The following is a 20,918-nucleotide window of genomic DNA, read 5'->3' as shown; positions in this document are numbered from 1 at the left end:
ATGGGTCCCTACAAAAAACTCTGGTTCACCCTGATCGGTGTGCTGATCGTGACGTTTTCGCTGCTCGGCTACTACGGCACGGAAGTCTACCGGCAGGCGCCGCCGATCCCCGCGCAAGTGCTGGCGCAGGATGGCCGGCAACTGTTCGACCGCGAGGGCATCCTCGACGGCCAGACGGCCTGGCAATCCGTCGGCGGCATGCAGCTGGGCTCCATCTGGGGCCACGGCGCCTACCAGGCGCCCGACTGGACGGCCGACTGGCTGCACCGCGAACTGACGGCCTGGCTGGAACTGGCCGCGCAAGAGCTGCATGGCAAGGCGTACGCGGCGCTTGACGGTCCCGCGCAGGCGGCGCTGCGCGAAGCGCTCAAGATCGAATACCGCGGCAACCGTACCGATGATGCGCAAGTGCTGCGCCTGTCGCCGCGCCGCGTGCAAGCCATCGCCAACACGGCGCACTATTACGATCAGCTGTTCTCCGACGCGCCGGCGCTGCAAAAAAGCCGCGAGCATTTCGCCATGAAGGAAAACACCCTGCCCAGTGCCGAGCGGCGCGCGCAGATGACGCAGTTCTTCTTCTGGACGGCGTGGGCCGCCGCCACCGAACGTCCTGGCCAGAAAGTGACCTATACGAACAACTGGCCGCATGAACCGCTGATCGGCAACCAGCCCAGCGGCGAAAACCTCGTCTGGTCGGTCGCCAGCGTGGTGGTGCTGCTGGCCGGCGTGGGCTTCCTCGTCTGGGGCTGGGCCTTCTTGCGCGACCACGACGAAGCGCTGCCGGCCGCCGGTCCGCGCGATCCGCTCACCACGTTCGCCCTGACGCCTTCGCAGCGGGGACTGGGAAAATATCTGTTCCTGGTGGTGGCGCTGTTCACCTTCCAGGTCTTCATCGGCGGCTTTACGGCGCACTACACGGTGGAAGGGCAGCAGTTCTACGGCATCGACGTGTCGCGCTGGTTCCCGTATGCGCTCACGCGCACCTGGCATATCCAGGCCGCGCTGTTCTGGATCGCCACGGGCTTCCTGGCTGCCGGCCTGTTCCTCGCGCCCCTGATCAATGGCGGCAAGGATCCCAAGTGGCAGCGTCTGGGCGTCGATGTGCTGTTCTGGGCCCTCGTCGCCGTGGTGGTCGGCTCCTTCATCGGCAACTACCTGGCCATTGCGCAAGTGATGCCGCCCGAGTGGAATTTCTGGCTCGGCCATCAAGGTTATGAATATGTGGACCTGGGACGTTTGTGGCAAATCGGCAAATATATCGGCATCCTGCTGTGGCTGGTGTTGATGCTGCGCGGCGTGGTGCCGGCCCTGCGCAAGCCGGGCGGCGACAAGAATCTGCTGGCGCTCCTGACCGCGTCCGTCGGCGCCATCGGCCTGTTCTATGGCGCCGGCCTGTTCTACGGCGAACGCACGCATCTGTCGGTGATGGAATACTGGCGCTGGTGGGTGGTGCACCTGTGGGTGGAAGGCTTCTTCGAAGTGTTCGCCACGACGGCGCTGGCCTTCATCTTCTCGACCCTGGGCCTGGTGTCGGTGCGCATGGCCACGACGGCCAGCCTGGCGTCGGCCTCGCTGTTCATGCTGGGCGGGATACCCGGCACCTTCCACCACCTGTACTTTGCCGGCACCACCACGCCCGTGATGGCCATCGGCGCAAGCTTCAGCGCGCTGGAAGTGGTGCCGCTGATCGTGCTGGGTCACGAAGCGTGGGAAAACTGGCGCCTGAAGGAGCGCGCGCCATGGATGGAAAACCTGCGCTGGCCCATGATGTGCTTTGTCGCCGTCGCCTTCTGGAACATGCTGGGCGCGGGCGTGCTGGGCTTCATGATCAATCCGCCCGTGGCCTTGTACTACATCCAGGGCCTGAACACGACTCCCGTGCATGCGCATGCGGCGCTGTTCGGCGTGTATGGCTTCCTGGCGCTGGGCTTTACCTTGCTGGTGCTGCGCTATTTGCGGCCCGACTACCGTTTCAGCCCTGCGTTGATGAAGACGGCGTTCTGGGGATTGAACGCGGGCCTGGTGCTGATGATCTTTACCAGCCTGCTGCCGATTGGCATCATCCAGTTCCACGCCAGCGTGACGGAGGGCCTGTGGTATGCGCGCAGCGAGGCATTCATGCAGCAGCCGCTGTTGCAGAACCTGCGCTGGATACGCACCTTCGGCGACGTGGTATTCATCGTCGGCGCCATCGCCATGGCGCTGCAGGTGGTGCTGGGATTGCTGGGAAGAGGGCCTGCACAGGCATTGCCTCAGCGCATGAAGCAGGCGGCAAAACCGATGTGAGGTAGTACTGGCACAACACCTGGGAAAACCGTAGCGAGCGGCAGCGATTTGTGGCTAAGAAGCGCAACCGTACTCTAGTACGGTGAGCATCGCAGGCCGCAAAGCGCGACGCGCAGCAGGTTTTGACAGGTGTTCCTACCGGCGGCGCACGCAGTCGATATAGGCTTCAGTATCGGGCGGCAAGCCCGAACGTTGCGAAGCCCAGATCATCTGGCCCAGGCATTCCATCACTTCGTGCTGGGCGGCATGGGCCGAATCGAGGCGCTGGGTGAGCTGCTGGACGGCCGGGCGGATGCCGCGCGGCTGGTCCACCTGCACCTGCTCCGTGATCGACAGATGCATGGACAGGTGCAGGAAAGGATTGGCTTGGCCGCCTTCGACGGAGTAATCGCGCGCCAGCGCCGCTTCAACGTCGGAGAGCTCGTTCTCATACTCGGGGTGTTCCAGGATCCAGTCGAGCGCGATGGCTTCCATCGGCGTGAGGATTTCATGGGCGCGATGCTTGCGTAATGTTTCACAAAAGAAACGGCGCACATCGTCGGAAGAAGGGTTGAACATGGCTGAAGGACTATGGCTAAAGGGCAGCCGGCATTGTACCGCGTAGCCGTAATAAGTTCTCAGGCCCGGTCGATCCTGCCCGCATAACAACCACGTTTGGCATTGTGCACGTGGATATAGCTGACAGCCGGGTTCTCAAACAGCCGCGCGATCACGGTTTCAATGGCCGTGCCTTCCACCACATCGGCATCGACCATCATCCCACCTTCCGTATAGCCGCGCAGCGACAGCAGCCGGATGCGCATCGATTCCGGCACCTGGTCGACGGCGTCATAGGCTTGCGTGGCGCCCTCGCGGATAAAGATGGCGTGCGAGGCGCGGTAGGGCGTGTCCGCATCCTGGCAGACATGGTTCAGCAGCAGCACCGTGTCGCCGATCGCCGCGTCGCGCAGTTCGATGCGGTCCGGGTAACCGGGCTGGCTGTCGACCACATGGCGGATAATGCCCAGCGCGGCCAGTTCGGCGTCGGGCAGGCCGAAACAGGCCAGGAAAGGGGCGGGCGACAGGCCGCGGATACGAAAAGACATGGTCAGGCTCCGGTGTGGTCAAAGCGTTATCAGACCATGATGGATGGGGGCTCGCCATCCGTTTCTTGCTCCGTGCATTCCTGCACCAACTGGCTTTTTGACGCCTGGTTACTGCCAAATTAATACTCCACAGTAAGTGTTATCCACGATCCTGGCGGCCCGGCAAGGGCAAATAACGGTGATAAAATCGCTGTTCTTGATATTTGCTATAGACAATCGCCGTGTTGTGAGTTTGGCCCCGCGCGAGGGCAAAAACAGCAGCGGCGCCGTGTTTTCCTTGTCCGCACCATCGCCACTCCATCGCTGCCGCAAGCTGCGGCGCGGCGGCGGCATGCATGCGTCATCACCATCGTTGCCCCTTGATCCGGCCGTTCTTGCGCTGGAGGGATAGCCATTTTCCGATGATCTTGCGCTTGCCGCCCGGGTGGCCTGGAAGAACCAACCCTCAGTATTCATAACGGAGTTACCCATGCGTAAATCGCTATTACTTTTGATGTCGTGCCTGATCCTCGCGGCATGTGACAAGACCCCTCCGGCCTCGTCCGAAAAACCGGTCGACGTGCTGCTGATCGGCGCCGGCACCATGAGCGCCACCCTGGGCAGCATGCTCAAGGAACTCGATCCGTCGCTGACGATGGAAATGGTCGAGCGCCTCGATTCCGTGGCCGCCGAAAGCTCGGATGCGATGAACAACGCGGGCACGGGCCACTCGGCATTTGCTGAACTGAACTACACGCCGGAAGCGGCCGATGGCAGCATCGAGACCAAGAAAGCCGTTGCCATCAACGAGCAATTCGAAATTTCCAAGCAATTCTGGGCTTATCAGGTAGCCAACAAGCACCTGGGCGCGCCGCAAACCTTCATCAACAACGTGCCGCACATGGCCTTTGTCTGGGGCGACGACAATATTGCTTTCTTGAAGAAGCGCTATGCCGCGCTGCAAAAGGAAAACCTGTTCAAGGGCATGCTGTTCTCGGAAGACCAGGCGCAGATCGAACAGTGGGCACCGCTGGTCATGCAAGGGCGGGACAAGGGCCAGAAAGTGGCCGCGACACGCATGGAAATCGGTACCGACGTCAATTTCGGCAATCTCACGCGCGGCCTCGTGAAATACCTGACGGACAGCCATGGCATGGTCCTGCACCTGCGCCACCAGGTGGAAGACATCCAGCGCGGCGCCGATGGCGTATGGAACGTGACGGTGAAAGACTTGAACGCCGGCAAGGAAAAGACCATGCGCGCCAAGTTCGTCTTCATCGGCGCCGGTGGCGGTTCGCTGCCTTTGCTGGAAAAATCGGGTATTCCTGAAGCCAAGGGCTACGGCGGCGTGCCGGTCGGCGGCCAGTGGCTCGTGACGACCAATCCGGAACTGGTGGCGGCGCATGCGGCCAAGGTCTACGGCAAGGCATCCGTCGGTTCGCCGCCGATGTCCGTGCCGCATCTCGATACGCGCATCATCGATGGCAAGAAAGCCCTGCTGTTTGGCCCGTTTGCCACCTTCTCGACCAAGTTCCTGAAAAACGGTTCGTGGATCGATTTGCCTGCCTCGATCGGCACGGGCAATGTGAAACCCATGCTGCAAGCCGGCTATGACAATATTCCGCTGACGAAATACCTGGTCGAACAGGTCATGAACACGCCGGAAGACCGTTTGAAAACCCTGCGCGAATACTTGCCGAACGCCAAGATGGAAGACTGGACCCTGCAAAACGCGGGCCAGCGCGTGCAGATCGTCAAGGATGATCCTGTCAAAGGCGGCTTGCTGCAGTTTGGTACGGAAGTCGTCGGCGCCGCCGATGGCAGCATCGTTGCCCTGCTGGGTGCATCGCCAGGCGCCTCGACCGCGCCGCCGATCATGATCAAGGTGCTGCAAACGGCATTCAAGAGCCGCCTGGCTACGCCGGAATGGCAAGCGAAGATGGTGGAAATGGTGCCGTCGTACGGTCAAAAGCTGAACAATGATCCGGCTCTGGCCAACAAGATCCGCCACTACAGCAGCAATATCCTGGGTCTCAAAGCGATTACCCTGGACGTTCCCGCCGCTGCGCCAGCGCCGGCAGCAAACTAAGTCGGCCTGACCGGCAGGGGAGTTTCCTGCCGGCATGAAAAAAGGGGCAGCCTGTTCAGGCTGCCCCTTTTGCGTGGGAGAGTGCGTTCATGGTGCGGCGGACTACTCCTTGCCTGGCAAAATCAGCTCCGGCGTACACCCTTCGGCGGCAATGCCGTCGCAAGGCTTGGCCAGTGCCGTACCATCCTGTGCCCGTGGCGCATGGGGCTGGCGCAGGTAGCGCGACGTGTGGCGGTGCGCTTGCTGTGCGTTGCCATGCACGGGCCAGGTCAGGAAGCGGGACAGCTCCTGCAAGGCACGCTGGTAGACATCGCGTTTAAATTCAATGACGACATCGAGCGGGACCCAGTATTCATGCCAGCGCCAGGCGTCGAACTCGGGATGGTCGGTCAGGCGCAGATTGACGTCGTTATCGCGCGCGCACATTCTCAGCAGAAACCAAATCTGCTTCTGGCCACGGTAATGGCCACGAATCTCGCGCTTGATGAAGTGGTCTGGCACCTCATAGCGCAGCCAGTCGCGGGTGCGGCCGACAATTTTGACGTGTTCCTGTCTGAGTCCGATTTCCTCTTCAAGTTCGCGAAACATGGCTTGTTCCGGTGTTTCGCCATATTTGATACCGCCTTGCGGAAACTGCCATGAGTGCTCGCGCACCCGCTTGCCCCACCACACCTCGTTCTGGGCGTTTAGCAGGATGATGCCGACGTTGGGCCGAAACCCTTCACGGTCGAGCATAATGCACCTCAAACTTTCTGCGACAGTGCGTCTTTTTTACATAATTACCCACAACTTCGCAAGCCGGTGACCTTTTCGGGGTGCGAAAAGCGCCGGAATCGCACCAATTGAGCGCATTTGTGTAAAGTATGGACGCATCAGCCAGCTAATCCTTTAAAATTAGGTTGATTATAACCCTCTCTTTTTAAAAAGAATTCACCGTTATGCGCGCCTCCCGTTTTTTTATTTCCACACTTAAAGATGCACCTTCTGACGCGGAAATCGTCAGCCACCAGTTGATGATGCGTGCAGGCATGATCAAACGCCTCGGTTCCGGCATCTATACCTACATGCCGATGGGCTTGCGCGTGATCCGCAAGGTGGAAGCCATCATCCGTGACGAGATGAACAAAGCCGCCGGCATCGAACTGCTGATGCCGCTCGTGCAGCCAGCCGAACTGTGGCAAGAGACGGGCCGCTGGACCAAGATGGGCGACGAACTGATGCGCGTGAAAGACCGCCACGGCCGCGAATACGCGATCCAGCCGACATCGGAAGAAGTCATCACCGACGTCGTGCGCACAGAAATCAAGTCCTACCGCCAGTTGCCGTTGAACTTTTATCACATCCAGACCAAGTTCCGCGACGAGCGCCGCCCACGTTTCGGCCTGATGCGCGGCCGTGAATTCACCATGAAGGACGCGTACTCGTTCGACCGCGACCTGGCTGGCATGCAGGCGTCGTACAAGGTCATGTTTGACGCCTACACGCGCATCTTCACGCGTTTCGGCCTGCAATTCCGCGCCGTGGCCGCCGACAACGGCGCCATCGGCGGTTCCGGTTCGCATGAATTCCACGTCATCGCCCACACGGGTGAAGACGCGCTCGTGTACTGCCCGACGTCCGACTACGCCGCCAACATGGAAGCGGCCGAAGCGCTGCCGCCAGCGGGCGAGCGCCCAGCCGCTGCCCAGGCGCTGACGAAAACGGCCACGCCGGACACCGTCAAGTGCGAAACCGTGGCGGCCCTGCTCGGTATCGAGCTGGCGCAGACCGTGAAAACCATCGCCCTGACGGTGGAAACCGTTGGCAAGGATGAAAAAGTCACGAAACAGCATTTCATGCTGCTGCTGCGCGGCGACCATGAATTGAACGAGATCAAGGTCGGCAAGGTTGCCGGCCTGGCCGGCCACCGTTTCTCGACGGAAGCGGAAATCCTGGAAGTCTACGGCACCATTCCCGGCTACCTGGGCCCGATTGCCACCCGCGCCCCCGTCACCGTCGTGGTGGACCGCACGGTTGCCCACATGAGCGACTTCGTCTGCGGCGCGAATGACGCCGGTTTCCACTACACGGGCGCCAACTGGGGCCGTGACGTGGCCGAGCCAGCCATCGTGGCCGATTTGCGCAATGTCGTCGCCGGCGACGCGTCGCCGGACGGCCAGGGCGCACTCGCCATCGAGCGCGGCATCGAAGTGGGTCACGTGTTCCAGCTGGGCACGGCGTACTCGGAAAGCATGAAAGCCACCTTCCTCGACGAAAACGGCAAGCCTGCGCCGCTGCAGATGGGTTGCTACGGCATCGGCGTGACGCGCATCCTGGGCGCCGCCATCGAACAGAACTTCGACGACAAGGGCATTATCTGGCCAGCGTCGATCGCACCGTTTGAAGTCGTGCTGTGCCCGATGGGCATGGACCGCAGCGAACTGGTCAAGGAAGAGACGGAGAAGCTGTACGCGGCCCTGCAAGGCGCCGGCGTGGACGTCATCGTCGACGACCGCGGCTTGCGCCCTGGCGCCATGTTTGCTGACTGGGAGCTGATTGGCGTGCCGCACCGCATCGTTATCGGCGAACGGGGCCTGAAAGAAGGCAAGCTGGAATACCAGGGCCGCCGCGATGCGGAAGCCACCGGCGTGGCGCCGGAAGAGATCGTCGCCTTCATCCAGGGCAAAATGGCGCAGTGAAGCGCTTATCGCCAAGCAAAACGGCTGGCGCGCTCGCGCTGGCCGCTGGCCTGGCCTGCGCTCCCTTTGCGCAGGCCGGCAACCAGAAGGAGGAGGCGCTGGCCGACTCCGTCCGCCTGGCCCTGTCGCACGCGATCCGCGACGAGCGCCCGCCGCAACCCAAATTTGCCACTCCCGCCGACTTGCAGCGCTACCAGCAATGGCTGGCGCAGATGTCGCAACGTCTGCAGCGCAAGCTGCCGGATGCGCAGCTGCGCACGGAATTCCTGGAAACCGTCTGGTATGAAGCGCGCCGCGCGGGCCTGGAACCGGCCCTGGTGCTGGGCCTGATCCAGGTCGAGTCGGCTTACCGCAAATATGCCGTCTCGCTGGCCGGCGCGCGCGGCTACATGCAGGTGATGCCGTTCTGGACGGGCGTCATCGGCGACAGCGACCGCAGCAAGCTGTTCCACATGCAGACGAATCTGCGCTACGGCTGCGCCATCTTGCGCATGTACCTGGACATGGAAAAGGGCGACTTGTACCTGGCGCTGGGGCGGTATAACGGCAGCCGGGGAAGGCCCGAGTATCCGAATGCCGTGCGGGCGGCGTGGCGGCAGTGGGAGTTCAAGCCGGCAGGGTGATGGTTTGAGGTCTGACCTTGTGGGACCGTCCTCGTCTGATCTCGGTATGTGCCGGGTTTTATGCGTTTTTAAACCCACCGCAACGGCCGGGGTCAGACCCGACAGGGTCTGACCCCAAAAAAATGCCCCGCTCGCAGTGATGCGGCGGGGCACTCACACGGCGCGGAACGCCCTGTGCGTATCTGATTATTTCAAATGATCGGAGATCAGTTTCGTCATTTCAAACATGGAGACTTGGGCTTTGCCGCCGAAAACTGCTTTCAGCTTGTCGTCCGCATTGATCATGCGGCGGTTGGCCGGATCTTGCAGATCGAGTTTTTTGATGTAATCCCATACCTTTTTGGTCACTTCCGTGCGCGGCAGTGGTGCTGCGCCAACAACGGCGGCCAGCTCTTTCGATGGCGTCATTGCTTTCATGAATGCTGCGTTTGGCTTGCGTGGTGTTGCCGGTGCTGCCGCTTTCTTCGCCGCTGCTGGTTTAGCTGCTGCTTTGGCTGCGGGTGCTGCTTTCTTGGCGGCTGCAGGCTTGGCTGCTGCTGCTTTGGCTGGCGCTGCTACTGGGGTTTTTTTGGCTGTTGCCATCTTCGAGCCTCCTTAACAAACACATGGGAAATTGCGCAATTAATCGCACGGCTAATATTGGTGTGGATTTACCTTGTATGCAAGTGTTTTTCACGTTTTCACGAGGAAAAAGCAGGGAAATGACCATGCTGTCGCCCGGGCGCACCGCTTGGGGGCGCAGAACGGCGTTTTTGCCCGTAAATGGCATGGTTGCTGGCTATGCGGGGAGGGGTACTGCGGGGAGGGAGGAAATGATGCCGGACGCCATGAAAATGCAATCCGGCATGATTTTATAACGGTGTTTCTTGACTTGAACTACATCTCACGCGGCGTAAAAAAGGCCTTCAAAATCGCAGCGAGCGGGGATGATTTGTGGTCGAGAAGCGCAAGCGCACTCTAGTGCGCTGAGCATCGCCGGCCGCAAAGCGCCCCGCGCAGCGGATTTTGAAGCCTTCCACTACCTCATGCCGGGCATCATGCCCTTCATGGAGCGCATCATCTTCATCATGCCGCCGCCCGACAATTTCTTCATCATCGTCTGCATTTGCTCGAATTGCGTCAGCATGCGGTTCACTTCCTGCACTTGCACGCCGGCGCCGGCGGCGATGCGGCGTTTGCGCGTGGCCTTGATCAGTTCAGGCTTGGCGCGTTCCTGCGGCGTCATCGAGTCGATGATGCCGCACATGCGGCGTACCTGCTTGTCGGCCTGGTCCATGTTCTTGCCGCCTGCCGCCTGCTGGAACTGGGCTGGCAGCTTGTCCATCAGGTTGGCCATGCCGCCCATTTTCTTCATCTGGCCCAGTTGCGCCTTGAAATCGTTCATGTCGAACTTGCCGCCGACCTTGATCTTTTGCGCCAGGTCGGCCGCCGCCTTGCTGTCGACGCCCTTGCGCGCCTCTTCCACCAGGGCGAGGATGTCGCCCATGCCCAGGATGCGGTTGGCCATGCGGGTCGGGTCGAACGCTTCCAGGCCGTCGAGTTTTTCCGAGACGCCGGCAAACTTGATCGGTTTGCCCGTGATGTGGCGCACCGACAGGGCCGCACCGCCGCGCGCATCGCCATCGAGCTTGGTCAGCACGATACCGGTCAGCGGCAGCGCATCGTTAAACGCTTTCGCCGTGTTGATGGCGTCCTGGCCCAGCATGGCGTCGACGACGAACAGGGTTTCGATCGGTTTCACGGCGCCGTGGACGGCGGCGATTTCGCGCATCATCTCTTCGTCGATACCGAGGCGGCCCGCCGTATCGATGATCAGCACGTCGTGGTAGTGCTTTTTCGCCCAGTCCAGCGCGGCCAGGGCGATATCGACCGGCTTGTCCGTGCTGGAAGACGGGAAGAAGTCGGCGCCTACCTGGGCGGTGACCGATTGCAGCTGGGCGATCGCGGCGGGACGGTACACGTCGGCCGAGACGGTCAGCACTTTCTTCTTCTTTTCTTCCTTCAGGTATTTCGCCAGCTTGCCGACGGTGGTGGTTTTACCCACACCCTGCAAACCGGCCATCAGGATGATGGCGGGCGGCTGCTGCGCAAAGCTGATCTGCGACGCTTCCGGTCCCAGGTCTGCGCCCATCAGGGCGGCCAGCTCGCGCTGCACCACGCCAACCAGGGCCTGGCCTGGCGTGAGCGAGGAAATGACATCCTCGCCCATGGCTTTTTCTTTGACTTTGGCGATGAATTCGCGCACGGCGGGCAGGGCGACGTCGGCTTCGAGCAGCGCCAGGCGCACTTCGCGCAGCATGTCGGCGGTGTTCGCCTCGGTCAGGCGCGCCTCGCCGCGCATGGTCTTGACGACTTTGGCAAGCCGTTGGGTGAGATTATCTAGCATGATGAACCTGCAATGAAAAGCTTGGGAGTGGGCGGCGAAAGCCGGACGATGGCCGTCATTTTACCTTATCGCGGTTGGCTGGCGGTCCTGCGCTGCATCGCCTGACGGTTGGCCTGCTTTTGAATTAGTTGGTATTTCTGGCAATGCCGCGATTGCATGAAAGTCAAAAACACGGTTAAAATGAGAATAATTCTTATTTACATTCTCGGGTGCCGCACGCCTGAGCGGAAAGGGATGCCATGTCGGCCGCCGATTTTGCACAGCAACAAGACCTGCACGCGCTCTACAGCAGCCATCATGGCTGGCTGCAGGGCTGGCTGCGGCATAAGCTGGGCAATGCGGGCGACGCGGCGGACCTGGCGCAAGACACCTTCATCAGCGTGCTGACGGCCGATTCCGCGCCGCAGATCCGCGAAGCGCGGCCGTTTCTCGCTACCATCGCGCGCCGCCTGGTGGCGCACCGCTACCGCCGGCAAGTGCTGGAAGACGCGTATCTGGAGGCGCTGGCCTGCCTGCCGCCCGAGGTGGCGCCCGCGCCCGAAGAACGGCTGTTGGCGCTGGAAGCCTTGCAGGAAATCGACCAGGCCCTCGACGGCTTGCCGGCGCCCGTGCGCACGGCGTTCCTGCTGGCGCAACTGGAGGGCCTCAGCTATGCCGAGATCGCCGCGCGCCTGAACGTGTCGGCCAGCTCGGTCAAGCAATACCTGACGCGTGCCAACCGCCAGGTGTTTTTCTCCCTGCCGGCATGAGCACGGTGGCAGAACCCGCAGCCCCGGCAGCCATCCGCGAGGACGTGCAGCAGCAGGCGGCCGAGTGGCTGACCGTGCTGATGTCGGACGAGGCCAGCAAAGCGGAACACGCCGCCTGGCAGCGCTGGCGCGAGGCCGACCCGGAACACGAACGGGCCTGGCAGCATATCGACGCTGTCACGCAACGGATCAACGGCTTGCACCGCGGTGCGGCCGCGCAGGCGCTGGCCGGCACGCAGCAGAAAGCCGTCAACGGCAAGCGGCGCCAGTTGCTGGCGTGGCTGGGCGTGGCGGCCGGCGGCGGCATGCTGGCCGCGCAGACGGATGCCTGGGATGGCGTGCGCGTCCTGCGTGCCGACTACCGCACGGCCACGGGCGACAGGCGCGAGATAGTGCTGGACGATGGCAGCGTGCTCAGCCTGAATACGGCTTCGGCCGTGAACGTGCGTTTCGACGCCAGCCGGCGCCTGATCGAGCTGCTGGCCGGCGAAATCCTCGTCACCAGCGGCCACGGCGCCGGCAGCGACGCGCCTTTGGTGGTGGCCACGCGCGAAGGCCGTGTGCGTGCACTGGGCACGCGCTTTGCCGTGCGCCAGCAGGATGGCTACAGCACCGTGGACGTGTTGGAAAGTGCCGTTGAAATCCTGCCCCGCGACGGCAGCGGCGCGCCCTTGCTGCTGGCGGCCGGCCACGGAGTGGCGTTTTCCCGTCAGGCGCCAGACGCGCCGCACGCCATCGATGCGTATGCGCACGCCTGGTCGCGTGGCCAGCTGATCGTCGACGACGTGACCCTGGGCGATTTCCTGGCCGACCTGGCCCGTTACCGCCCCGGCGTGATCGACTGCGCGCCGCAAGTGGCCCAGCTGCGCCTGTCGGGCGTGTTCCCGCTGGCCGACACCCAGCGCATTTTGAACATGCTGCCCAACTCGCTGCCGGTGCAGGTGCGCAGCCGCACGCGGTATTGGGTGACGGTCGAACCGGCGCCGTAGCACCCTACAAAAAATATTTGCAGCCGGACTGCCCGTTTTTCGTTTTCGCGGCACCTACAGGGTAGGGCGGCTGTTTTTTACCGTCTCATGACGCCACTTTTCAGGATTTTTCATGCAACAGGTTTCGCATCTTGTCAATTTCGTATCGCATCGTCCTCAGCGGCATCCGCTGGGGCTGGCCGTGACGGCCTTGTGCCTGGCCGCCGGTACCTCCGCGTTGGCGCAGCAGGTGCCAGCCACGCCCGCCACCGAGCAAACCATGCTTGGCGTGTCCGTCACGGCAGGTCGCGAGGCGACGACGGAAGGCAGCGGATCGTATACGACGGGCATGAGCAATACGGCAACCAAGCTGAACCTGTCGCTGCGCGAGACGCCGCAGTCCGTCAGCGTGCTGACGCGCCAGCAGATCGACGACCTGGGCATCACCACCCTGGATGACGCCGTGCAGTCGATCACGGGCCTGGTCATGCAAAAGGGCAACTTTACGGGCGATTCCGGCAGTTTCAGCGCACGCGGCTTTCCAGTCGACAACATCCTGTTCGACGGCTTGCCCACCAGCCTGGGCGCGAACGGCACCTTCAATGGAGACAATGACGACCTGGCCATCTATGACCGCATCGAAGTGGTGCGCGGCGCCACGGGCTTGATGACGGGCAGCGGCACGCCCAGCGCCGCCATCAACCTGGTGCGCAAGCGCCCGACGGCCACGCCGCAAGCGTCGTTCTCGGCCAGCATCGGCAGCTGGAGCAACTACCGCCTGGAAGCCGATGCGGCCAACGCGCTCAACGAAGCGAAGACCCTGCGCGGGCGCATCGTCGCGACGGTGCAGGACAAGAAGGATTTTGTCGACGTGCTGCATGGCCGCAATCACCAGCTGTACGGCATCATCGAGGCCGACCTGCGCCCCGATACCACGTTGACCCTGGGCGCCCACTACCGCAAGACGGATAACGACGGCGTCACCACGGGCGTGGTAACGGCCGCCGACGGCACTTTTTTGAACTTGCCCCGCTCGACTTATCTGGGCACCGACTTCGATGGCTGGCGCCAGACGGACAAGACCATCTTCGCGGAACTGGAACATCGCTTCGCCAACGGCTGGAAGGCCAAGCTGGCGGCCACGCGCAAGACGCCCGAGATCGACACGACGTTTTCCGGCATCAGCCGCCGCGGCGACACCCTGCGCTTCAATTCGCAAAGCTACCGCGCCGAACTGGCCAACACCAGCTATGACGCGTATGCCACTGGCAGCTACAGCCTGTTCGGCCGCGAGCACGAGCTGACGGTTGGCGCCAGCCACCGCCGTTCGTCGAAAAACAGCTATGGCGGCTGGGCGCCGTACAGCTGGGGCGCGGCGGCGCCGGTGCTTGACCCGTTCAACTGGGATACGGGCAGTGTGGCGCGTCCCGTCATCAATTACGCGCAGTGGCGCACGGCCAGCATCACCGAGCAAAGCGGCGTGTATGCGGGCACGCGCATGCGCCTGGCCGAGCCGCTGTCGCTGGTGCTGGGCGGGCGCGTAAGCTGGTACAAGGACGATGCCGGCTACTCGGTGGCGCGCGAATTCACGCCGTACGCCGGTGTCGTGTATGACCTCGACAAGCAGCATTCCGTGTACGCCAGCTGGACTGAAATCTTCCAGCCGCAGGCTTCCACCGACGCCAATGGGCAGCCCTTGAAGCCGATCAGCGGCACCAACTATGAAGCGGGCGTGAAAGGCGAATACTTTGGCGGTGCCCTCAATGCCAGCGCGGCCGTGTTCCAGATCCGCCAGCAAAACCGGGGCGTGGACGACCTGGCTGGCCCCAATCCCTGCCCCGGCAGCACCTGGGGCTATTGCCAGCGCGCGTCGGGCGAAGTGCGCAGCGAAGGCGTGGAGCTGGACGTGGCGGGCGCGCTGACGCCCGACTGGCAGCTGTCGGCCGGTTTTACGTATGTGAAGGCGCAATTTACGCGCGACAGCGATCCGGCCAATATCGGCAAGGATTTCAACAGCCGCTATCCGCGCCAGCAGCTCAAGCTGGCCACCAGCTACCGCCTGTCCGGCGCCGCGCAGGGCTGGCGCGTCGGTGCCTCGCTGTACGGGCAGGGCGCGACCGAGTCGACGGACGGCAGCTACCATCTGCGCCAGGGCCGCTATGCGATCCTGGGCTTGAATGCGGCGTGGCAGATCGACAGCCGCGCCGAGCTGCGCCTGAACGTCAACAATGCGCTCGACAAGCACTATTACCAGAGCATCTATTCCGATGTCTTCGGCAATCTGGTGGGCACGCCGCGCAACCTGATGCTGACCTTGAACTACAAACTGTAAATAATCACTTTTGAATGACCTATCTTGATGAAGGATGCATGGCTTATGAATGTGCAGTTGAATCTGGCCCACGCCAGCAATGGCGTGAGCCAGCGTGTGCCGCAGGGAGCGCCGCGATGATGAAATCGGCCAACATGATGTTGTTCTCGCGCGTGCTGGCCGCCATTTTTGGCGGCTATGCGCTTACGTCCGGCGTGGCCGTGCTGCTGTCGGCCGTGCTGCCGCTGTCGCGCGCCGAAGCCGTGCTGACGGCCACCCTGAGCGCCTTCGTCGTATATACCTGCGCCGTGATCTGGGTCTTTGCCGTGCAGGACCTGCGCCGCGTCTGGCTGGGCATGCTGCTGCCGGCCATCGCCTGCGGCGGCATCGGCATGCTGCTGTCGCGAGGTGCCGCATGAACGCCGTCAAGGTAGACAAAGTGGTCAAGACGCCACAGCAGGGCGGCTTGCGCCAGGCCATGGCCTGGCTGCATACGTGGAGCGGCCTGTGGATTTCCTGGCTCCTGTTTGCCATTTTCCTGACCGGCACCCTGGCCGTCTTCGACGACCCGATCGGCCACTGGATGACGCCCGAGCACGCACTGGAAGAGGCGGCGCATGCGAACGATCCGCCGCTGCCGAAGGTCACGGACCGCGCGCACCGCCTGGAACTGGCGCTCGATTTCATGGCGAAGGAGCACCCGAAGGCGGACATGTGGGAAATCTGGCCCGTGCAGCGTCCCGGCCACGGCCTGTCCGCCTACTGGTTCCAGCCCAGCGGCGGCTATGGCTCGGCGGACCTCGATCCGCTGACGGGCGCCGTCATCGAGCATGCGCGCGAGGCAACGGAACGGGAAACCATCGGCGGCCACCATTTCGTCGATTTCCACTACGAGCTGCACGCGGGACGCATCGGCGTGTGGATCGTCGCCATCACCACCATGATCATGCTGGTGGCGCTGGTGAGCGGCGTCATCACGCACAAGCGCATCTTCAAGGATTTCTTCACCTTCCGCCCGGCCAAGGGCCAGCGCTCGTGGCTCGACGCGCACAATGCGGTGGCCGTGCTGACCTTGCCGTTCCAGTTCATGATCGCCTACACGGGCCTGGCATTCTTCAGCGATGACTATGTGCCGGCCCCCGTGGTGGCGCAATACGGCATGGACAATCCCAAGAAGGCCTTCCTGGCCGACTGGAACGATGCGGGCAAGCCTGCGCGTTCGGGCCAGCCTCTGGCCATTCCCGCGCTGGAGTCGTTTGCGCAGCGCGCCGAACAGGCCATTGGCCAGGAAATCCGCGCCGTGGTGCTGGACAATCCGAACGATGCCTCCATGCGCGTCTGCATGTACGGCTGGAATGAAGACGCGGAACTGCTCACGCGCCTTAGCGCCAATTCGGGCAGGGCCTGCTACGCGCTGGCCACGGGCGAGCAGGTCGCCGTGCGCCGGCCGGGCGAGTCGGACACGGGCGGCGCTGGCCTGACGCGCTCCGTCATGTCGAACCTGCACATGGTGGGCTTTGGCGGCACGCCGATGCGCTGGCTGTACTTCTTCTGCGGCCTGGCCGGCACGGCCATGATGGGCACGGGCGCCATCCTGTTCATGGTCAAGCGCCGCCAGAAGTCCGGCGGCGAGTTCGGCGCCTATACGCAGCGCGTGTACCGCGTCATCGAATGCCTGAACGTGGCGGCGATTGCCGGCCTGGCCATCGCCTGCGTGGGCTTCCTGTGGGCCAACCGTTTGATCCCCGTCGGCATCGAGCAGCGCGCCGGCTGGGAAGTGCGCGCCTTCTTCGGCGTGTGGTTCCTGATGCTGGTGCACGCCTGCCTGCGCGGGGAAAAGCGCGCCTGGATCGAGCAACTGGGCTTGCTGGCCGCCCTGTGCCTGCTGCTGCCCGTGCTCAATGTCTTGAGCACGGGTGACAACCTGGTGGCGCAGATCGCGCGCGGCGACTGGGAAAGCGCCGGCGTGGAACTGGGCAGCATGGCCTTCGGCCTGCTGGCCGCCAGGGGCGCGTGGAAAGTCCACAAGCGCAAGGAAAAGCCGGCCAGGAAGGGCGCGGCCAGGGAAAGCGCTGCGCCCTCGGCCAGCCTGCAAGTCAATACGGAAGGACAGTCATGATCAATACCATCCTCTGTGCGCTGGGCCTGTCGTATGCGGGCATGGCCAGCCTCTCCCTGGCGATGGACCGCCATCACGGCCAGGTCTGGGGCAGGGACGCGGCGCCGAACGTGCGGCGCGCGCTGCAACTGGCCGGTGCCGTCCTGCTGGCGCTGGCCATCTGGCCTTGCGTGGCTGGCTGGAGCGCCACCGTCGGCGTGGTCGCCTGGCTGGGTTTCATCGGCGCGGGAGCGCTGCTGGTGGCCCTGCTGCTGCCGTACGCCCCCCGCTTGCTGTTTCGTAGTTCCCTGCTGGCAGCCGTCGCCGCGCTGGCAGGTCTTGTGACGTTTCTGCAGTAATTTTGACTGCCATTTTCAAGGATAGACCGATGCACTTTTCACGCCTGGCGACACCGATTGATGTTTTGAATGTACTGAAAGTGGTTTCCTGATGGCGGCCCGCCTGCCTTCCCGCCGCGCCCGCATCCTCGGCGGCGTGGTCTTGCTGGCGCTGTTTGGCGCCGGCGCACTGTGGGCCACGCGTGGCCCGGCCACCGTATTCGACACGGCGCCCGTCAAGCGCGGCAATATCGAGGCCAGCGTCACGGCCATCGGCACGCTGCAGCCGCAAACCTATGTCGACGTGGGCGCGCAGGTGTCGGGCCAGATCACGCGCCTGCACGTGCAGCCGGGCAGCGCCGTGGAAAAAGGCCAGCTGCTGGCCGAGATCGACCCCAGCGTGCAGCAAGCCACCGTCGATGCGGGCCGCGCCGCGCTGGCCGGATTGCGTGCGCAGCTGGCCGACCAGCAGGCGCAGCACCGCCTGGCGGGCCAGCAGCACGTGCGCCAGAAGCAGATGGCCAAGTTCGACTCGACGCCCTTGGCCGACCTGGAAACGGCCGAAGCCACCCTGGCCTCGGCCGGCGCCAAGATCGACCACCTGAAGGCACAGATCGACCAGACCCAGGCCAGCCTGAAGGCGGACGAGGCGCGCCTCGGCTATACGCGCATCTATGCGCCGATGGCCGGCAAGGTGGTGGGTCTGGACGCGAAGGAAGGGCAAACCCTGAACGCCACGTACCAGACGCCGAATATCCTGCGCATCGCCGATCTGTCGGCCATGACGGTGTGGACGGAAGTGTCGGAAGCGGACGTGCGCCGCGTGCGCCCGGACATGCCCGTGTACTTCACCACCCTGGGCGGCGACCAGCGGCGCTGGAGCGGCAAGGTGCGGCAAGTGCTGCCGGCCCCGCCGGTGCCAGGCGGTTCTGCCGCCGGCACGGCCCTGGCGCCGTCGACCAGCAAGGTGATTTTATATACCGTGCTGTTCGACGTGGATAACGCCGATGGCGAATTGATGCCGCAGATGACGGCGCAAGTGGTATTCGTCACGGCCGCGGCGAACAATGTGCTGGCCGTGCCCTTGCCGGCCCTGAAACCCTCGACGCAAGAAGGCGCCAAGCCGGGGCAGTTTACGGCCCGCGTGATGGATGCGGACGGCAAGGTCGATACGCGCACCGTCACCGTGGGCGTGCGCAACCGCCTCAGCGCGGAAGTGCTGCAAGGCTTGCGCGAAGGCGAATTGCTGGTCACGGGCGAGCAGCCGGCCGGCAGCGGCAGCAGCAGGTTCCAGCTGTGAGCGCCATGAGCGAGGCCGCGTCGCTCGGGCAACCCGGGCAGCCGGAGCAGGCGGCGCCGTTGATTGAACTGCAAGGCATCCGCAAGCGCTATGGCGGTCATGACGGCGCGCCGGCCGTGGAAGTGCTGCGCGGCCTGACCTTGTCGATCGGCGCCGGCGAATTCGTCGCCATTGTGGGCGCGTCCGGTTCCGGCAAGTCGACCCTGATGCATTTGCTTGGCTGTCTTGACCGGCCCAGCGACGGCACCTACCGTTTCGCCGGCCAGGACGTGGCCAGCCTGAATCCCGATGAACTGGCGTGGCTGCGGCGCGAAGCGTTCGGCTTCGTCTTCCAGGGCTATCACCTGATCGCCACCGAATCGGCGCGCGAAAACGTGGAAGTGCCGGCCCTGTACGCGGGCATGCCTGCCGCGGCCCGCCATGCGCGCTCGGAAGCGCTGCTCAAGCGCCTGGGCCTGGGCGAGCGGCTCGATCACCGGCCAAACCAGTTGTCGGGCGGGCAGCAGCAGCGCGTGTCGATCGCGCGCGCCCTGATGAATGGCGGGCGCATCATCCTCGCCGATGAACCGACGGGGGCGCTCGACAGCAGCAGCGGCGCCGAAGTCATGGCCCTGCTGGGCGAACTGGCCGACGCGGGCCACACCATCATCCTGATTACGCATGACCGCAAGGTGGCGGCACAGGCGCGCCGCGTGATCGAGATCAGCGATGGCGAAATCATCGAAGACTCGGGCGCCGTCGCCATTCCCGCCACGTCGACGGCCCTGCCGCCGCTGGACATGTCGCGCGCCGCCCATGACACGGGCGCGTCGCTGGGCACGGAATTGCTCGACGCGGCGCGTGCCGCCTGGCGCGTGTTGTGGATCAACCGCTTCCGCACGGGCTTGACCCTGCTGGGCATCGTCATCGGCGTCGCTTCCGTGATCGTCATGCTGGCCATCGGTCTGGGCACGCGCCAGCAAGTGATGGCGCAACTGGGCGCATTCGGCTCGAACCTGCTGTACATGGCGTCGCGCGGCGAAAGCTCGCGTATCCCCGGACGCAGCATCACCCTGGCCGACCTCGATGCGCTGAAAGACGTGCCGGGCATTACCCACGTGCTGCCGAATGTCACGGGCAACAAGGTGATACGCCACGGTAACCTCGACGTGCAGACCTATGTGCGCGGCACGGGGCCGGCCCTGCCGCAGATCCAGACCTGGCCGGTGGCCAAGGGCGGCTTCTTTACCGAGGAAGACGAGCGCGAGATGGCCACCGTGGCCGTGCTGGGCGCCCACCTGGCGGAAAAGCTGATGCCCGACGTGGCCAATCCCGTGGGGCAGAGCATCCTGATCGGCAACGTGCCTTTCCAGGTGATCGGCGTGATGAGCGCGAAGGGCGCGCTGACGGGCGAGAAGGATGAAGACGACGTGCTGCTGCTGCCGTTTTCCACGGCCGGCATCCGCGTCTTCGGCCAGCGCGAGCCGACGTACACGGTGATGGCGGTGGCCGACGTCAAGCGCGTGACGGAGGTGGAGGCGGCAGTCGACGCCACTATGTTCGAGCGCCACCGCATCCGCGACTACGGCATCAGCAACGCGGCCGCGTCGATCGCCGCCGAAGCGAAGACGCAGGACAACATGACCATGATGCTCAGCCTGATCGCCGCCGTCTCCCTGGTGGTGGGCGGCATCGGCGTCATGAACGTGATGCTGATGACGGTGCGCGAGCGCACGCGCGAAATCGGCATCCGCATGGCGACGGGCGCGCGCCGGCGCGACATCCTGCGCCAGTTCCTCACCGAAGCCGTGCTGGTGTCGGTGGTGGGCGGCGTGGCCGGCATCGTGGTCGGCGTGACGGTGGCCGGCCTGCTGCTGGTATGGGACGTGCCGGTGATCTTTTCCCTGAGCGCCATCGCCGGCGCGTTTGCCTGCGCCGTGGTGACGGGGCTGGTGTTTGGCTTCATGCCGGCGCGCAAGGCGTCGGGACTCGACCCCGTGGTGGCGCTGGCGGGACAGTAGCAACAGACGGTCGTCATAACGCCGGCAG

General features: G+C 63.7%; 19 protein-coding genes. 13 read left to right on the top strand and 6 right to left on the bottom strand.

Annotated elements, in window-relative coordinates; translation table 11 throughout:
* The gene (locus CSQ92_RS17155) at positions 1 to 2,286 is read left to right on the top strand and encodes a nitric-oxide reductase large subunit (RefSeq protein ID WP_099394869.1); all 2,286 of its coding nucleotides are present in this window, start codon (positions 1 to 3) and stop codon (positions 2,284 to 2,286) included.
* Between the two features lie 135 nt (positions 2,287 to 2,421).
* Here CSQ92_RS17155 and CSQ92_RS17150 read toward each other — a convergent pair whose 3' ends face one another.
* The 3 genes from CSQ92_RS17150 to CSQ92_RS28790 all read right to left on the bottom strand — a co-directional run bounded on the left by CSQ92_RS17150 (position 2,422) and on the right by CSQ92_RS28790 (position 3,708).
* A complete protein-coding gene (locus CSQ92_RS17150; protein ID WP_070281576.1) occupies positions 2,422 to 2,844 on the bottom strand; it encodes a DUF1841 family protein in 423 nt (140 codons plus the stop codon).
* Between the two features lie 59 nt (positions 2,845 to 2,903).
* Complete coding sequence (locus CSQ92_RS17145) at positions 2,904 to 3,371, bottom strand: DUF1203 domain-containing protein (RefSeq protein ID WP_099394868.1); 468 nt, start codon at positions 3,369 to 3,371, stop codon at positions 2,904 to 2,906.
* A 139-nt stretch (positions 3,372 to 3,510) separates the two neighbouring features.
* Positions 3,511 to 3,708 carry a hypothetical protein gene (locus CSQ92_RS28790; RefSeq protein ID WP_143450380.1) on the bottom strand — a complete coding sequence of 66 codons (198 nt, stop codon included), beginning with the start codon at positions 3,706 to 3,708 and terminating at the stop codon, positions 3,511 to 3,513.
* Between the two features lie 132 nt (positions 3,709 to 3,840).
* Between CSQ92_RS28790 and mqo the strand changes: the two genes are divergently transcribed.
* Positions 3,841 to 5,439 carry a malate dehydrogenase (quinone) gene (gene mqo / locus CSQ92_RS17140; RefSeq protein WP_034780274.1) on the top strand — a complete coding sequence of 533 codons (1,599 nt, stop codon included), beginning with the start codon at positions 3,841 to 3,843 and terminating at the stop codon, positions 5,437 to 5,439.
* A 102-nt stretch (positions 5,440 to 5,541) separates the two neighbouring features.
* Here mqo and CSQ92_RS17135 read toward each other — a convergent pair whose 3' ends face one another.
* Positions 5,542 to 6,174 carry an RNA pyrophosphohydrolase gene (locus CSQ92_RS17135; protein ID WP_034780273.1) on the bottom strand — a complete coding sequence of 211 codons (633 nt, stop codon included), beginning with the start codon at positions 6,172 to 6,174 and terminating at the stop codon, positions 5,542 to 5,544.
* 203 nt (positions 6,175 to 6,377) lie between these two features.
* Here CSQ92_RS17135 and CSQ92_RS17130 point away from each other — a divergent pair, with 203 nt between their 5' ends.
* Together CSQ92_RS17130 and CSQ92_RS17125 are read left to right on the top strand one after the other, a co-directional pair.
* Positions 6,378 to 8,117: a proline--tRNA ligase gene (locus CSQ92_RS17130; protein ID WP_099394867.1), complete on the top strand. Its 1,740-nt coding sequence runs from the start codon at positions 6,378 to 6,380 to the stop codon at positions 8,115 to 8,117.
* Positions 8,114 to 8,740 (top strand): lytic transglycosylase domain-containing protein, encoded by a 627-nt coding sequence (locus CSQ92_RS17125; protein WP_099394866.1) that lies wholly within the window; start codon positions 8,114 to 8,116, stop codon positions 8,738 to 8,740. Before CSQ92_RS17130 ends, CSQ92_RS17125 begins: the two co-directional genes overlap by 4 nt.
* A gap of 186 nt (positions 8,741 to 8,926) precedes the next feature.
* Here the strand turns inward: CSQ92_RS17125 and CSQ92_RS17120 are convergent, their stop codons facing one another.
* A complete protein-coding gene (locus CSQ92_RS17120; protein WP_071653383.1) occupies positions 8,927 to 9,322 on the bottom strand; it encodes an SWIB/MDM2 domain-containing protein in 396 nt (131 codons plus the stop codon).
* A gap of 77 nt (positions 9,323 to 9,399) precedes the next feature.
* On the opposite strand from CSQ92_RS17120, the gene CSQ92_RS28785 reads away from it, so the two are divergent.
* A complete protein-coding gene (locus CSQ92_RS28785) occupies positions 9,400 to 9,597 on the top strand; it encodes a hypothetical protein (protein ID WP_139144128.1) in 198 nt (65 codons plus the stop codon).
* Positions 9,598 to 9,758: 161 nt separating this feature from the next.
* On the opposite strand, the gene ffh is transcribed toward CSQ92_RS28785, so the two are convergent.
* A complete protein-coding gene (gene ffh / locus CSQ92_RS17115) occupies positions 9,759 to 11,126 on the bottom strand; it encodes a signal recognition particle protein (protein WP_034780269.1) in 1,368 nt (455 codons plus the stop codon).
* A gap of 239 nt (positions 11,127 to 11,365) precedes the next feature.
* Here ffh and CSQ92_RS17110 point away from each other — a divergent pair, with 239 nt between their 5' ends.
* From CSQ92_RS17110 to CSQ92_RS17075, 8 genes are all read left to right on the top strand, one after another.
* Positions 11,366 to 11,875, top strand: coding sequence for a sigma-70 family RNA polymerase sigma factor (locus tag CSQ92_RS17110; RefSeq protein WP_099376517.1), 510 nt, complete (start codon positions 11,366 to 11,368; stop codon positions 11,873 to 11,875).
* The gene (locus CSQ92_RS17105) at positions 11,872 to 12,864 is read left to right on the top strand and encodes a FecR domain-containing protein (protein WP_180277044.1); all 993 of its coding nucleotides are present in this window, start codon (positions 11,872 to 11,874) and stop codon (positions 12,862 to 12,864) included. Before CSQ92_RS17110 ends, CSQ92_RS17105 begins: the two co-directional genes overlap by 4 nt.
* A gap of 112 nt (positions 12,865 to 12,976) precedes the next feature.
* Entirely contained in the window at positions 12,977 to 15,175 is a 2,199-nt protein-coding gene (locus CSQ92_RS17100) for a TonB-dependent siderophore receptor (RefSeq protein WP_099394865.1), read from the top strand.
* A gap of 116 nt (positions 15,176 to 15,291) precedes the next feature.
* The gene (locus CSQ92_RS17095; RefSeq protein WP_092607777.1) at positions 15,292 to 15,573 is read left to right on the top strand and encodes a hypothetical protein; all 282 of its coding nucleotides are present in this window, start codon (positions 15,292 to 15,294) and stop codon (positions 15,571 to 15,573) included.
* Positions 15,570 to 17,273 carry a PepSY-associated TM helix domain-containing protein gene (locus tag CSQ92_RS17090; protein WP_099394864.1) on the top strand — a complete coding sequence of 568 codons (1,704 nt, stop codon included), beginning with the start codon at positions 15,570 to 15,572 and terminating at the stop codon, positions 17,271 to 17,273. The genes CSQ92_RS17095 and CSQ92_RS17090 overlap by 4 nt, the downstream gene beginning before the upstream one ends.
* Positions 17,270 to 17,611: a DUF3325 domain-containing protein gene (locus CSQ92_RS17085; RefSeq protein WP_070281569.1), complete on the top strand. Its 342-nt coding sequence runs from the start codon at positions 17,270 to 17,272 to the stop codon at positions 17,609 to 17,611. The genes CSQ92_RS17090 and CSQ92_RS17085 overlap by 4 nt, the downstream gene beginning before the upstream one ends.
* Positions 17,612 to 17,702: 91 nt before the next feature.
* Positions 17,703 to 18,890, top strand: coding sequence for an efflux RND transporter periplasmic adaptor subunit (locus CSQ92_RS17080; protein WP_052139997.1), 1,188 nt, complete (start codon positions 17,703 to 17,705; stop codon positions 18,888 to 18,890).
* A gap of 5 nt (positions 18,891 to 18,895) precedes the next feature.
* Positions 18,896 to 20,890 (top strand): MacB family efflux pump subunit, encoded by a 1,995-nt coding sequence (locus CSQ92_RS17075; RefSeq protein WP_052139996.1) that lies wholly within the window; start codon positions 18,896 to 18,898, stop codon positions 20,888 to 20,890.
* The last annotated feature ends 28 nt before the right edge of the window (positions 20,891 to 20,918 follow it).

Origin of the sequence: Janthinobacterium sp. BJB446 (genome assembly GCF_002735655.1) — a bacterium.
Classification (GTDB): Bacteria; Pseudomonadota; Gammaproteobacteria; order Burkholderiales; family Burkholderiaceae_D; genus Janthinobacterium; species Janthinobacterium lividum.
This window is presented reverse-complemented; position numbering and strand designations above follow the sequence as displayed.

Coding starts and splice junctions, on each gene's coding strand:
- CSQ92_RS28785 (WP_139144128.1), top strand. CDS start 9,400: ATGCAAGTGTTTTTCACGTTTTCACGAGGAAAAAGCAGGGAAATGACC.
- CSQ92_RS17090 (WP_099394864.1), top strand. CDS start 15,570: ATGAACGCCGTCAAGGTAGACAAAGTGGTCAAGACGCCACAGCAGGGC.
- CSQ92_RS17150 (WP_070281576.1), bottom strand. CDS start 2,844: ATGTTCAACCCTTCTTCCGACGATGTGCGCCGTTTCTTTTGTGAAACA.
- CSQ92_RS17075 (WP_052139996.1), top strand. CDS start 18,896: ATGAGCGAGGCCGCGTCGCTCGGGCAACCCGGGCAGCCGGAGCAGGCG.
- ffh (WP_034780269.1), bottom strand. CDS start 11,126: ATGCTAGATAATCTCACCCAACGGCTTGCCAAAGTCGTCAAGACCATG.
- CSQ92_RS17130 (WP_099394867.1), top strand. CDS start 6,378: ATGCGCGCCTCCCGTTTTTTTATTTCCACACTTAAAGATGCACCTTCT.
- CSQ92_RS17080 (WP_052139997.1), top strand. CDS start 17,703: ATGGCGGCCCGCCTGCCTTCCCGCCGCGCCCGCATCCTCGGCGGCGTG.
- CSQ92_RS17135 (WP_034780273.1), bottom strand. CDS start 6,174: ATGCTCGACCGTGAAGGGTTTCGGCCCAACGTCGGCATCATCCTGCTA.
- CSQ92_RS17100 (WP_099394865.1), top strand. CDS start 12,977: ATGCAACAGGTTTCGCATCTTGTCAATTTCGTATCGCATCGTCCTCAG.
- CSQ92_RS17095 (WP_092607777.1), top strand. CDS start 15,292: ATGATGAAATCGGCCAACATGATGTTGTTCTCGCGCGTGCTGGCCGCC.
- mqo (WP_034780274.1), top strand. CDS start 3,841: ATGCGTAAATCGCTATTACTTTTGATGTCGTGCCTGATCCTCGCGGCA.
- CSQ92_RS17085 (WP_070281569.1), top strand. CDS start 17,270: ATGATCAATACCATCCTCTGTGCGCTGGGCCTGTCGTATGCGGGCATG.
- CSQ92_RS28790 (WP_143450380.1), bottom strand. CDS start 3,708: ATGCATGCCGCCGCCGCGCCGCAGCTTGCGGCAGCGATGGAGTGGCGA.
- CSQ92_RS17155 (WP_099394869.1), top strand. CDS start 1: ATGGGTCCCTACAAAAAACTCTGGTTCACCCTGATCGGTGTGCTGATC.
- CSQ92_RS17105 (WP_180277044.1), top strand. CDS start 11,872: ATGAGCACGGTGGCAGAACCCGCAGCCCCGGCAGCCATCCGCGAGGAC.
- CSQ92_RS17120 (WP_071653383.1), bottom strand. CDS start 9,322: ATGGCAACAGCCAAAAAAACCCCAGTAGCAGCGCCAGCCAAAGCAGCA.
- CSQ92_RS17145 (WP_099394868.1), bottom strand. CDS start 3,371: ATGTCTTTTCGTATCCGCGGCCTGTCGCCCGCCCCTTTCCTGGCCTGT.
- CSQ92_RS17110 (WP_099376517.1), top strand. CDS start 11,366: ATGTCGGCCGCCGATTTTGCACAGCAACAAGACCTGCACGCGCTCTAC.